At 58.2% G+C, this 12015-nt stretch carries 13 protein-coding genes; 4 read left to right on the top strand and 9 right to left on the bottom strand.

Translation table 11 applies throughout. The features are described 5' to 3' along the window. Positions 1-3 precede the first annotated feature (3 nt). The 9 genes from MK208_RS17415 to MK208_RS17375 all read right to left on the bottom strand — a co-directional run bounded on the left by MK208_RS17415 (position 4) and on the right by MK208_RS17375 (position 9258). The gene (locus tag MK208_RS17415; RefSeq protein WP_294118824.1) at positions 4-1044 is read right to left on the bottom strand and encodes a LacI family DNA-binding transcriptional regulator; all 1041 of its coding nucleotides are present in this window, start codon (positions 1042-1044) and stop codon (positions 4-6) included. After that, positions 1041-1805, bottom strand: a complete 765-nt coding sequence (locus MK208_RS17410) for an SDR family oxidoreductase (RefSeq protein WP_294118703.1) — start codon at positions 1803-1805, stop codon at positions 1041-1043. The genes MK208_RS17415 and MK208_RS17410 overlap by 4 nt, the downstream gene beginning before the upstream one ends. Further along, positions 1802-2860 carry an ester cyclase gene (locus tag MK208_RS17405; protein WP_294118701.1) on the bottom strand — a complete coding sequence of 353 codons (1059 nt, stop codon included), beginning with the start codon at positions 2858-2860 and terminating at the stop codon, positions 1802-1804. The genes MK208_RS17410 and MK208_RS17405 overlap by 4 nt, the downstream gene beginning before the upstream one ends. A gap of 1 nt (position 2861) precedes the next feature. Further along, on the bottom strand, positions 2862-4190 hold the full coding sequence (gene hisD / locus MK208_RS17400) for a histidinol dehydrogenase (RefSeq protein WP_294118699.1): 1329 nt from the start codon (positions 4188-4190) through the stop codon (positions 2862-2864). A 23-nt stretch (positions 4191-4213) separates the two neighbouring features. After that, positions 4214-4744: an ester cyclase gene (locus MK208_RS17395; protein ID WP_294118698.1), complete on the bottom strand. Its 531-nt coding sequence runs from the start codon at positions 4742-4744 to the stop codon at positions 4214-4216. Between the two features lie 127 nt (positions 4745-4871). Next, entirely contained in the window at positions 4872-5753 is an 882-nt protein-coding gene (locus MK208_RS17390; RefSeq protein ID WP_294118696.1) for a carbohydrate ABC transporter permease, read from the bottom strand. 10 nt (positions 5754-5763) lie between these two features. Next, complete coding sequence (locus tag MK208_RS17385; RefSeq protein WP_294118694.1) at positions 5764-6795, bottom strand: sugar ABC transporter permease; 1032 nt, start codon at positions 6793-6795, stop codon at positions 5764-5766. A gap of 66 nt (positions 6796-6861) precedes the next feature. Then, positions 6862-8106 carry an extracellular solute-binding protein gene (locus tag MK208_RS17380; protein ID WP_294118692.1) on the bottom strand — a complete coding sequence of 415 codons (1245 nt, stop codon included), beginning with the start codon at positions 8104-8106 and terminating at the stop codon, positions 6862-6864. 99 nt (positions 8107-8205) lie between these two features. Beyond that, positions 8206-9258, bottom strand: coding sequence for an ABC transporter ATP-binding protein (locus MK208_RS17375; RefSeq protein WP_294118690.1), 1053 nt, complete (start codon positions 9256-9258; stop codon positions 8206-8208). 113 nt (positions 9259-9371) lie between these two features. Here MK208_RS17375 and MK208_RS17370 point away from each other — a divergent pair, with 113 nt between their 5' ends. From MK208_RS17370 to MK208_RS17355, 4 genes are all read left to right on the top strand, one after another. Then, positions 9372-10376 carry an ester cyclase gene (locus MK208_RS17370; protein ID WP_294118688.1) on the top strand — a complete coding sequence of 335 codons (1005 nt, stop codon included), beginning with the start codon at positions 9372-9374 and terminating at the stop codon, positions 10374-10376. Continuing rightward, positions 10373-11248 (top strand): amidohydrolase family protein, encoded by an 876-nt coding sequence (locus MK208_RS17365; RefSeq protein ID WP_294118686.1) that lies wholly within the window; start codon positions 10373-10375, stop codon positions 11246-11248. Before MK208_RS17370 ends, MK208_RS17365 begins: the two co-directional genes overlap by 4 nt. 81 nt (positions 11249-11329) lie before the next feature. Further along, a complete protein-coding gene (locus MK208_RS17360; protein WP_294118684.1) occupies positions 11330-11851 on the top strand; it encodes a glutathione peroxidase in 522 nt (173 codons plus the stop codon). Positions 11852-11867: 16 nt separating this feature from the next. Further along, positions 11868-12015 (top strand): cryptochrome/photolyase family protein (locus MK208_RS17355; protein WP_294118823.1); only part of this gene is annotated, 148 nt, incomplete at its 3' end.

Here is a 12015-nt window from a genome sequence, read left to right as displayed (position 1 = left end):
GGTCTATCCTTCTTTTGGAGGCCAGGTGTCTGGAACGCGCGCGGAGCCACGCACAATCAGCGGGGTTGGAATTGCGACTTGCCGCGGGGCGGCAGTTGCCGGGGTTTCAATGTGCTGCAGCAGCGCATCGACGGTTTCTTCCACCATCAGATTGGCGCGCTGGCGCATGGTGGTGAGGTCATAGGCGCGCCATGCCGCTGGCGGCACGTCGTCAAAGCCCACAACGGAAACGTCTTCAGGGATCTTGAGTCCAAGGCCAAAACGCAGCTCATCCATGACAGCAAAAGCCATATGATCGTTGGCCACAAAGACCGCATCTGGACGCTTGTCTTCCGGCACATCGAACATGGCGCTGGCCGCAGCGCGGGCGCGGTCCACGTCAAAATCGCCAATCTCGCGGGCAAATAGGTCCTGCCCAGCTTCTTCAAGTCCAGCGCGGAAACCAGCTTCGCGATCCCGTTGGGTGGAGGCCCCTTCCCAACCGGCGATGTGGCCGATTTTGCTGTGCCCGCCCGCAACGAGGAACTGCGCCAATTGGCGGCCGCCTTCGAAGTTGTCGGAGGTGACACAGCTGACGCCTTTGGCCTCTTCAAAGCGGTTGAAATGCACCACAGGCACGCCCGCTTGCAGGCAGCGCGCCGAAAGATCGGAGGACATCGCCACGGAGGCTGTGACAATGCCATCCACTTGATAGTCTAGGATTTCTTCAACTACACCGTCAATGTTTCCGGCGGTTTGGGACGCCATAAAAACCAGTACGTGGTAGCCTTTTTCCTGCAACGCGTTTGAGAGGATTTCCAGCGCTTCCGGGTAGAAGTAATTGTCCAGATAGGCCACGACGAGGCCGATGATGCGGCTTTTGCCGGATACCATGGCGCGGGCGAGCACATTAGGGCGGTAGCCGAGCTCCTCGGCGGCTTTGCGCACCTTCTCGACGGTGGCTTTGGAGGCGGAGGCGCCGGGCGTGAACACACGGCTCACAGCGGATTGGCTGACACCGGCGCGCTCGGCAACTTGGAGGGAGGTTACTTTCTCAGCCATCAGTCTGCCGTCCACCCGCCGTCAATCAACATGGAAGTGCCGGTGACCAAGGCACTGGCATCAGAAGCGAGGTAAAGCACCGCGCCCATGATGTCCTCGACCTCGCCAATACGGCCAAGTTTGATTTTCTCCTCGATCCAGGCTTTGCGTTCAGGTCGTTCAAACGTCTGCGCCGTAAGTGGCGTTTTGATGAAGGTCGGGCAGACCGTGTTGATACGGATTTGCGACGGTCCCCACTCAATGGCCATGGCTTTGACCATGCCTTCCAATCCATGCTTAGAAGCGCAGTAGACCGCGCGGTCCACACCACCCACATGGCCCATTTGGCTGGAGATGTGGATGATGGAACCGGGTTTGCCCGCCGCGATCAACGCTTTAGCCGCGTAGGCGGAAAGGAAATAGGCGGAGCGCAAATTGAGCCCCATCGCGGCGTCATAATCCTCTGGCGTGGTCTCAACAGCCGGACCGTGCCGCGCCAGACCAGCGGAATTCACCACAACGTCGATGTCTTGCGTTTCAAATACCTGCGCCAGCGCCGCGAGGTCGCCTTGATCCAGCACCAACGCCTCGGCACTCATGCCCGCAGCCGTCATGGCCGCGACGGTGTCTTCTAATTTCTCTGCCCCGCGTGCCGCGCAAATCACATGGGCACCGACCTCGGCCAGCGCCACGGCACAGCCCTGCCCGATGCCGGAGGACGCACCGGTGACAAGGGCGGTTTTGCCGCTCAGTGAAAAGGAAGGGGTGCGGGGCAGGTCAGTCATTTGCTCATTCCATCCGGGATATTCAGGCGCGCCATACTGCGCACCTTGTTGAATTCCCGCAACCGGGCAAAGACGTCCACGCCCAATTGGCGATAGGCGTCCAAAAGATCGACCAGCACCCAGTTTTCTCGGATTTTTCCGTTCTCTAAACGCCAGAAATCCAAGCTGCGCATGGTGATCTTTTTGCCCGCTGGCGCGATGCCCATCCACCCATCGTCGGTGACAGTCTGGATCATGTTGGGCCAGCCAGTGACGGCAGCATATTCGCCATCGCCAAAGAAGTGATATGTGATCTCATCCACATATTGGCCGCGGTCCGGCATGCCGTTGAGAAACGGGATCTGGTGCCAGTTCCGAAACCCTGCCACGCCACGTCCTGTGCCAATACCCGCTGGGCCGTACCAACTCATACGCTGATGCCAGTAGTGATCCATCTTCATGGCGCGTGGATCCGGATCACGCGGGTGCTTTTTCAGATGCTCCAGCATGTCAATGATGTGCTGACAGGTCTCTTTGCCTTTGGCTTCATCATAGGGTCCAGGCACCAAGCCGTCTGCGGTTGCGGGGCCAGGCACATGCCATTCGCGCCCCAGCGACGGCGCCATAGGCCAGGCATCTGCCTGCATCATCACCTCGGGAATGTCCCACATCGCCTGATACTCAACCACTTTGCCATCAACAAAACGGAAGAACTCGTGATAGCGCATCGACACCTGATGGCCGGTGGGCGGAATGTCCAACCACGGGCCTGTGAACACGCCGGTGTAGTAACCACCGCAGCCCACCCAGTCGTTGCCAAACTCATCTGGTCCGGCCATGACGATGTAGTCACGACGCTCCAAGTCCGGCCAGGCGTCGAGCAAGCCCTTATAGGCGCCATCGTAAAAAGCACCCGGCCCTGTCATGTCGCCAAACGGATGGCACAGACGGAAAAGCGCATCCGGTGTCGCGAGATCCGAGAGCGCCTTGCGGACACCCTCTTCGCTAAAGTTATAAGTCGCGTCTCGAAAGGCTTGGATCAGCTCTTTGTGCTGTGTGTGTTTGTCGACAGCCATCCTACTCAGCCGCCTCCCGATAGGGTGCACCTTCGCCGTACGGCACGTTGATGCCACCGTAGCGGCGCACACGCACGTTGCACTGCTCCGCATGGCCGACAAAGCCTTCGAGCATGCACAAACGCGAGCCGTACTCGCCAATCATCGTGGCCGCTTCGTCGGTCAGAACGCGCTGATAGCTGTGGGTTTTCAGGAACTTGCCCACCCAGAGACCACCGGTGTAACGCCCGGCCTTTTTGGTCGGCAGCGTGTGGTTGGTACCAATCACCTTGTCGCCGTTGGACACATTGGTACGCGGCCCCAAGAACAGCGCGCCATAGCAGGTCATGTTTTCCAGGAACCAATCATCGCGATCGGTCATGACCTGCACGTGCTCGGACGCAATGTCGTCCGCCACTTCGAGCATTTCCTCGTAACTGTCACAGACGATGACTTCGCCGTATTCTTCCCAGCTGACAGAGGCAGTGTCCGCCGTCGGCAAGATTTTCAGAATGCGGTCGATTTCCGACAGCGTGTCCTCCGCCAACTGGCGGGAGTTGGTGACCATCACGCATGGGCTGTTGTAGCCGTGTTCAGCTTGTCCCAAGAGGTCGGTGGCACAGATTTCCGCATCCACGGTTTCGTCAGCGATCACCATGGTTTCGGTCGGACCGGCAAAGAGGTCGATGCCGACGCGGCCAAACAGTTGACGTTTGGCTTCGGCCACAAAGGCGTTGCCCGGACCAACCAGCATGTGCACGGGATCAATGGTTTCCGTGCCCAGCGCCATGGCCCCAATCGCTTGAATGCCACCCAAGACATAAATCTCATGCGCACCGCCAAGGTGCATCGCCGCGATCACGGCTGCGTTTGGCTTGCCTTGGAATGGTGGTGTGCAGGCAATGATGCGCGGCACGCCAGCCACCGAAGCGGTGGCCACGGACATATGTGCAGAGGCCACCATCGGGAACTTGCCCCCGGGCACATAACATCCCACAGATTGGACCGGGATGTTTTTGTGCCCGAGGACAACGCCGGGGAGCGTTTCCACTTCCAGATCAAGCATCGTGTCACGCTGCGCCTGGGCAAAATTGCGCACCTGCTGTTGGGCAAACTTAATGTCCGCCAACTCGCGGTCGCTCAACTGCGCCATCAGGTCGTCGATCTCTTGCTGGCTCAGCTTGAAGGACGCCGGCAAGTAGTTGTCAAACTTTTCAGACAGCTCGCGCACAGCTGCGTCGCCGCGGGTTTCGATGTCCTTCAGCGTGGCCTCAACAACGGCGCGTGTTTTTGCGTCGTCTTCAGCACGCTCCGCTTGGTCTTTGCCGCGTTTCAGATACTCGATTGTCATTGTCTTATCCTCAATTGACAGGATCAGTTTTGGGGGCGCGGCGCTTCTTTTTCGCCGCGATCAAAGGCTTCCCAGCCTTCGCCGTTAAACAGGTCGACGCCTAGCTGTGCGGCGACATGGGCGAAATCCACGTTCACCCAATTGTCGACGATTTTGCCGTCGACAACTTTCCAGAAGTCCATGTAGCGAATTTCCACCCGCTTGCCGGTTGGCGCGATGCCGAGGAACTCGCCGCTGTGCGTGGCTTCCTGACGGCCAAAAGCAGCGGCCCATTCGCCCATGTAGAGGCGTGCCTCATCGATACAGGTCTTGTCCGAAAACGCCGCCTGAAACGGGCGCTGCCAGTTGTCTTGAAATTCCTGCAGACCCGTTTTGGTGCCGCAACCTTGGTTGCCCATCCAACGGAACCCTTGGGCGAAGAACTCGCCAATATCGTCGATGCGGTGGTCATTCAGACCATCCACCATGGCTTCGATCACGGCGCGGGTGGCTTCGGTCTTGCTCATATCAGTGTCGCGCGTCAGCACGGCTTGTTCGGGGCGGGAGCCTTTCATGGGGCCTCTCCTTTCAGAATGGTGTTGAGGATTGTCAGGGAACGTAACGCCCCCTGCCCTATGAAATCCCGTGGCATTCTGTTGAGCGCCGGATGACGCGCCATGGCGTTATGGCGGGCGGAAGAACTCATCCTTTCACCGCCCCTGCGGTCAGGCCGGAGACAATCTGGCGCTGGAAGAACAGGATAAGCACAAAGAGTGGCGCAACGGTGGAGACCACGGCGGCCACGGCGTACATGACTTTGCCCTCGACCTGGGTGGTGCCCATGAAGCTGTTGATCGCCGGAATGATGGTCTCGTTTTCCTCACTCAAAAGCATCGCCGCGACGGTAAAGTCGTTGTAGGCTAGCAGGAAGCTGAACAGACCCGTGGTGATCACACCTGGCCACATCACCGGCACAATCACATAACGGAAGGCCTGGAAGCGGGTGCAGCCGTCGACCATGGCGCTTTCATCCATGTCTTTGGGGATGTTCTTGAAGAAGCTGTGCAGCATCCAGAGCGTAAACGGCTGATTGATAGCCACAAGAACGATGATGGTGGTGGGCAGGATGCCCCAGACGTTCCACTCGAAGAACGGTAGCAGATAGCCGGACACCAGCGTGATGTGTGGCATGGCGCGGAACACCAGTGCCGCCATCAGGATCCAGAAAGCGTAGCGGAAGCCGGAGCGCGCCAGAGCATAGCCGCCAAGCGTGCCGAAGGTCAGCGAAATCACCACAGTGAAGAACACCACGATACCGGTGTTCTTGAAGTTGAACCAGAATTCTTCGTCAATCCAAGCCCCGCGATAGGCCTCCGCCGTAAATGCGCTGCCGGTCTGCGCAATGGTGTTGGCCCCATAAAGCGCATTGCGCCAGTCCGCCTTGGAGAGGAAGTCAGCCTGCACTTTGAAGCTGCCCCAGAAGGTCCAGAAGAAAGGGAAGGCTGCGATGATCAGCCAGAGCGCCACGAAGGTGTAGGAGAACAGCTTCAGCGGGGTCATGCGGGATTGTGCTTTGGTCGCCATGTGTCTGTCCTCAGTGGGATTTGCGGGTGAAGTCGCGCCAGGTGCGCACCAGGACGGGCATCATCAGGAAGATCACGATGATGATGGTCAGCAAGGAGGTGGCTCCGGCAGAGGCGTAAAGCGGGTTGCCGCTTTCGCGCAGGTCATTGAAGATCACCCAGCTGAGCGAGCGGGCATGGGCCTCCGCCGAAAAGCTGACAATGGGTTCAAAGACGCGCAGGTTGTCCATGATCAGCATCAGCGTCACGAAGGACACCAGCGGCATCAGATGTGGCACCACAACGTGGATCATGGTCTGCCACTTGGACGCCCCATCAATCTGCGCCGCTTCGAGTGTGTCGTCTGGGACGGTCTGCAATCCGGCATAGAATGTGATGAAGCTGAACGGCAGCGTATGCCAGATGCCGTAGACGATCAGCATGATCCAAGTGAGCGCTGTAGAGGCTTTCAGGCTCAGCGAGGGATCGTTGAAGATCTTCTGAATGGTCGCGCCGATCACGCCATCCCCATCCACCATCCAAAACAAGATCAGAGACCCCACCAGAGGGGTTACAAGGAACGGCAGGAGAGAGACAAAGATCGACGGGCCTTTGAGCGCGCGTGGCAGATTGTTCACCCCAACGGCGATAGCCAGGCCAAGCACCAGCACCGCTGGTGTCACCACAAAGGTATAGGTCAGCGTGAAGATCAACGCGTTGTAGAATGGTAGGTTGTAAATCTGGCTCCAGAACGCCCCCAGACTGTCAGAACTCGCCCAGGCTTCGCCAATTTCCGCAATCGCCAGATGGGAGCGGTTGAAATAGGTGCCCAACCCGTTGAACCGACCCAAAGGCGCCTCTTCGCGGAGCTTCTCGGTGGCTTCCAGATCGACGGATGTGGTGGGGGTACAGCCAAACGGGCCGCAGCTTTCAGACACCACAAGCACTTGTTCATGCGCCACAAAAAGCGACTGAACAAACACCGAAACAATGGGCAGCGCGATGAACAGGATCATCGCGGAGAGCGTCGGTAAGATGAACCAGAAAAAGGTGCGATGCTTCATAGCCTACGTCCCGGTGGAAAAAAAGTTGAGGGGATGAGAGGCCCCGAAGGCCCTCTCAGGGGAGGATTACTGGAGGAAACCCGCTTCTTTGGCGGCGGTGATGTAGGCCGCCTCGACGTCCGCCAGCGCCTGTTCTGCGCTTTCATCGCCTTTGAGGAAGTCCGCCAACTCCGCGCCCAGCGCGTTATGCATCAAGCCGATCTGCGGGATCATTGGGTAAGGCTTCGCGCCTGCCTTGGCAGTGGCAGAAACACCTTCCGCTGCAGCACCCGGTGTAAAGCCGTCGAGCAGCCAGACCGCGTCGTCGTTGTTGGCCATAACCATCTCTTTGTTCAGTGCGCTTGCAAGCGCAGCAAAAGTCGCCTCGGCTTCTTCGTCAGACACGTTGGAAGCGATGGTGAAACCATCCCACCAAAGAGTTGCTCCTGGCACGCCGCCTTCCTCAACAGATGGAGCCGCAGTCAGGACGGTGTTGGAAGTAATCTCGGCGGTGGAGCCTTCGTCATCCAGAATTGGCGCGCCGCGCGAGCCCCACATGATGCCCAGCGCCGCCTGACCGGCTTCCCACAGACCTTGGGTCTCGTTGGAGGCTTGGGTCAAATGATCCGGATGCGCATATTCCACCAGACCTTTCAGGGTCTCCAACGCGGCCACACCGGCCGGGCTGTTCACAGATGGCTCTGCGGTGCCGGGTTTGAAGAACTCACCACCATGCGCCATGAACGCAAGGTTGAAGCTTTCGCCGACGTTCCAACCGGTCTTCATGTTCATCACGACCGGGTATTCCATGATACCCGCGTCGCGGATGGATTTGGCCGCGTCGATCATTTCCGCGTAGGTGGATGGCACCTCGGCAACGCCTGCCTTCTCCAGAAGGTCCTTACGGGAGAACAGATGCTGAGAGTTTGCCATGAAGGCCACAGCCATGATGTTGCCATCGATGCTGATCAGCAGGTTCTCTGGAATGTTCTGACCGTATTTTTCAACCAGATCGTTGAGCGGACGCACAAGGCCGTCGTTCATCAGCTGTGTCAGTGTCGAGTTGGCCACAATCACAGAGGTGTACTCTGCTGGGTTCGGTGTCAGCGCCGCGTTCATGATCTGGCGCGCCTCAGTGGTGTGGTTGCGGGTGAACTCCGCGGCGCCACTTGCACAGTTGGCTTCTGCAGCACCTGCCACAGCGTGGATGGCTGGGAAGTCGGATGCGAGGATGCGGATCGACTGGCCCTCTGGCCCGCAATCAGCAGCAAAGGCTGCGGTTCCCATGAGACCGGCAAAGGCACCGGCGGCGGTTAATTTCTTTAGAAACATAACTTTTCTCCCTGTTGCGTTTCTGTGTTTGCAGGTGCGCCTTGCAATCGCGCACCCTCTCGCCCCCGGCGTTGATCGCCGGTTGTTGGTGTGAAGCCGTCAGGCCTCAATTCTGGCGCCGGTTTCGGCGTCAAACAGGTGGCAGATCTCAGCCGGCACGGACAAAGACACCGTGTCGCCAATCTCTGATCGGTAATCTTTGGGTGCGCGCACAGCGACCAGCTCGCCGCCAATGCGGACGGTCACCATCGTGGCGTCCCCGAGCAGCTCGAGTGTGTAGATCGGTGCAGTGATTTCATGATGGCCTGCGTCTCCAAGGCCCGCGTCCTCAGCGCGGAAGCCCAAGGTCACAGGACCGTCCGGCGCGGACAGGCCTTCGACCCGCACGTTCTCAGCAACAAATGTGCCGCCTTCCATGCGTCCGCTCATCAAGTTCATCGCTGGATTGCCAATGAAGCTCGCAACAAACGTATTGGCTGGCGCGTCGTAAATCTCTGTCGGGCTACCGACCTGCTGCACCACGCCTTTTTTCATCACCACAACCCGATCCGCCAAAGTCATGGCCTCGATCTGATCGTGGGTCACATAGATGGTGGTGACTGAAAGCTCGTGGCTCAGGTTTTTAATCTGGGCACGAGTGGAAACCCGCAGCTTGGCGTCAAGGTTGGACAACGGTTCGTCCATCAGGAACACATTGGGTTCGCGCACAATGGCGCGGGCGAGCGCCACACGCTGCCGCTGACCACCGGAGAGTTCCGCGGGTTTGCGGTGCAGGAATTCGTCCAATTCAACCATCGCAGAGGCGCGGCGCACCTTTTCGTCATGTGTCGCCGGATCAATCCCCCGCACCTTCAGCGGGAAGCGGATGTTCTCATAAACATTCATATTCGGGTAAAGCGCGTAGGACTGAAACACCATCGCCACATCGCGGTCTTTAGGTTCCAGATCATTGACCTTCTTGCCATCAATCAGGATGTCGCCCTCGCTGGCGTCTTCCAATCCGGCAATCATGCGCATGGTTGTGGTCTTGCCGCAGCCTGAGGGGCCAAGCAGAACCAGAAACTCCTGATCCGCAATCGTCAGATCAAAATTGTCGACCCCGACAAAACTGCCCCAGCGCTTGCCTACATTGCGCAGCTGAATTTCGGCCATGTGGTCCCCCGTCCGATGTCACATGCATTTTGCATACGTATGCACAGAGGGTAGACTTAGGATTAGGAATTCGGCAAGACTTTTTTGCAAACGTATGCAAAGCGACCCAAACCATGACTGACTTCACAGAAGAAAAACGTATTATAACAGAGCTCTATAGAGATCTGGACACTGCCTCACCCGAGGCAGCCAAAGCGGTACTCAAACATCACTATGCGCCGAATCATATCTGGCGCGGCTACCATCCGTTTGATGAAATCCATGGGCCTGAGGCTGTGGCGGACCGGTTCTGGGCACCGCTCAAAACTTCCCTCACCCACCTGCAACGCCGCCAAGATGTCTTTATGGCGGGCAAAAACGAGATGGATGGGTTTGCCTCCACATGGGTGGTGTCTATGGGACATCTGATGGGGCTATTTGATGCGCCATGGCTGGGCATCGCCCCCACGGGCAAAATGGCCTTCTTGCGCTATTGCGAGTTCAACAAGGTTGAAAACGGCCAAGTGACCGAAACCGCGATGTATTTCGACATTCCGCATCTGATGATGCAGGCGGGTCTGCAGCCGTTCCCGCCCCAAACCGCCGCGCATTTGGTGCAACCGGGCCCGATGACGCATGACGGCCTGATGTTCACTCCGCAGTCGCCTGAGACAGGAGAAAAAACCCTGGGTGCGATCAACGCGATGATCACCGACCTCGGCCAATGGAACAGCGGGTTGAGCCTAGAGGACGAGCTGCGCCTAACCTGGCATGAGGACATGATCTGGTGGGGACCGGCCGGCATTGGCGCGACCTACACGATCCCGCGCTACGCCAAGCAGCATTCCGGTCCGTTCCGCGCGGGCTTCACTGATCGCTCCAAAACCACCCACATCTGCCGCATGGCCGAGGGGCATTTTGGCGGCTTTTTTGGTTGGCCAAACTTTACCGCCACCCCAACCGGCGGATTCATGGGCATGCCCGCGACCGGCAAGCCCGGTGAGTTCCGCGTGATCGACATCTATCGCCGCGACGGAGACAAGCTGGCCGAAAACTGGATCTTCATTGACCTGCTGCACTTCTGGAAACAGCAGGGCGTCGATATTCTGGCCCGCATGGCGGAGGCGCCCCGCACATGAGGATCGATGCACACCACCACCTCTGGGATCTCTCCGCGGTGCATTATCCTTGGCTGATGGCGCAGGGTGTTGAACGGTTCTTTGGTGACCCGACCCCCATTCAGCGCAACTACCTGCTGGAAGAATTCAGCGGTGACGCGAGGCAGCATGGCATTTCAGGGTCTGTCCACATTCAAGTGGGTGCTGAAAATCCGCTGCAAGAGGCGCTCTGGGTGCAGGAGGTGGCAGAGGCAAACCCGCATTGGCCTTTGGTTCAGGTCGCGTTTTGCGACCTCACTTCGGACACGTTGGCAAGGGACCTCGACCGGCTGCAAAACCTCTCCACTCTGCGGGGCGTGCGCCAGATTGTCGGCCGCGCACCGGACGAAGATGCTGTGACCAGCACCAACGCTTTGCTCGAAAACTCGCGTTTTCTAGCTGGCCTGAAGGAGATTGCAGGGCGTGGCTTGCGCTTTGACTTGCAACTGATCCCGGAGCTGATGGAAGACACCGCCCATGTGTTGGCGCAAGCGTCTGACCTACAGGTTGCACTCTGCCATGCCGGGTCTCCCCATGACCGCAGCGTCAAAGGCTTGGAAGCGTGGGCGAACGAGTTGAAGCTTCTTTCCGCCCTGCCCAACGTATCCTGCAAGCTCTCAGGCCTTGGCATGTTTGACCATCAGTGGACGCAGCAGAGCATCGCGCCAATTGTACAAACCTGCCTGACCCAATTTGGCCAAGACCGCGTGATGTTTGGCTCAAACTTCCCGGTCGACAGCCTCTATTCCAACTATACCACTCTGTTCGCGGCCATGGAGACGCTGGTCCCCAACGATTGGCACGCTGCCGTGTTTGGGGACAACGCCGCACGGTTTTATGAGCTAAAAGCGTGATCCCTCAGGCACCTCTCGCATAGCATCAAAAGGACATCCAAGGCGCCCTCTGTGCCGTAATCGAATAAACGGAGGGTCGACATGAAGTTCCTAACTGCTTTGATTTTTGCGCTGTCCACGACAGGAGCTGCCTTGGCCTTGGACTTGTCCGCCAAGTTTGTCTCGATGGATGGCGGCACGCTTGCGGTTTCCGATTGGGCAGGCCAGCCGGTTTTGGTGGTGAACACCGCCTCGCAATGTGCCTTCACCAAGCAATATCGCGGGCTGCAGGACCTCTATGACACTTACCGCGACCAAGGCCTTGTGGTGCTGGCGGTGCCCTCCGATGACTTCAAACAAGAGCTGGGCTCAAACGCAGAAGTCAAAGAGTTTTGCGAGCTGCAATATGGCATCGACATGCCGATGACCGGGATCACCTCGGTGAAAGGCAAAACCGCGCATCCCCTATTTGTGTCGCTGCGAGAGGAAGCCGGCTATGTGCCGCGCTGGAATTTCAGCAAAGTCCTGATTGGCCCTGACGGCGCAGTGGTTACGAAGTTTTCTTCCCAGACCAAACCGATGTCCAAAACGGTGACTTCGCAAATCGAAGCCCTTCTGAACTGAGCGCTGGTTTTTACTCATGACGATCCAAACACCCGCGCACGCATCAGGGCGGCTTATCCTTGTGTTGGGCGATCAACTGTCCCTGACCCTTTCCTCACTGCGCGACGGCAACAAAGACCGCGATGTGATCCTGATGGCGGAGGTGGCTGAGGAAGCCAGCTATG

It is taken from the genome of Shimia sp. (assembly GCF_022448905.1).
Classification (GTDB): domain Bacteria; phylum Pseudomonadota; class Alphaproteobacteria; order Rhodobacterales; family Rhodobacteraceae; genus Shimia.
This window is presented reverse-complemented; position numbering and strand designations above follow the sequence as displayed.

Coding starts and splice junctions, on each gene's coding strand:
- MK208_RS17410 (WP_294118703.1), bottom strand. CDS start 1,805: ATGACTGACCTGCCCCGCACCCCTTCCTTTTCACTGAGCGGCAAAACC.
- MK208_RS17405 (WP_294118701.1), bottom strand. CDS start 2,860: ATGGCTGTCGACAAACACACACAGCACAAAGAGCTGATCCAAGCCTTT.
- hisD (WP_294118699.1), bottom strand. CDS start 4,190: ATGACAATCGAGTATCTGAAACGCGGCAAAGACCAAGCGGAGCGTGCT.
- MK208_RS17395 (WP_294118698.1), bottom strand. CDS start 4,744: ATGAAAGGCTCCCGCCCCGAACAAGCCGTGCTGACGCGCGACACTGAT.
- MK208_RS17390 (WP_294118696.1), bottom strand. CDS start 5,753: ATGGCGACCAAAGCACAATCCCGCATGACCCCGCTGAAGCTGTTCTCC.
- MK208_RS17385 (WP_294118694.1), bottom strand. CDS start 6,795: ATGAAGCATCGCACCTTTTTCTGGTTCATCTTACCGACGCTCTCCGCG.
- MK208_RS17380 (WP_294118692.1), bottom strand. CDS start 8,106: ATGTTTCTAAAGAAATTAACCGCCGCCGGTGCCTTTGCCGGTCTCATG.
- MK208_RS17375 (WP_294118690.1), bottom strand. CDS start 9,258: ATGGCCGAAATTCAGCTGCGCAATGTAGGCAAGCGCTGGGGCAGTTTT.
- MK208_RS17370 (WP_294118688.1), top strand. CDS start 9,372: ATGACTGACTTCACAGAAGAAAAACGTATTATAACAGAGCTCTATAGA.
- MK208_RS17365 (WP_294118686.1), top strand. CDS start 10,373: ATGAGGATCGATGCACACCACCACCTCTGGGATCTCTCCGCGGTGCAT.
- MK208_RS17360 (WP_294118684.1), top strand. CDS start 11,330: ATGAAGTTCCTAACTGCTTTGATTTTTGCGCTGTCCACGACAGGAGCT.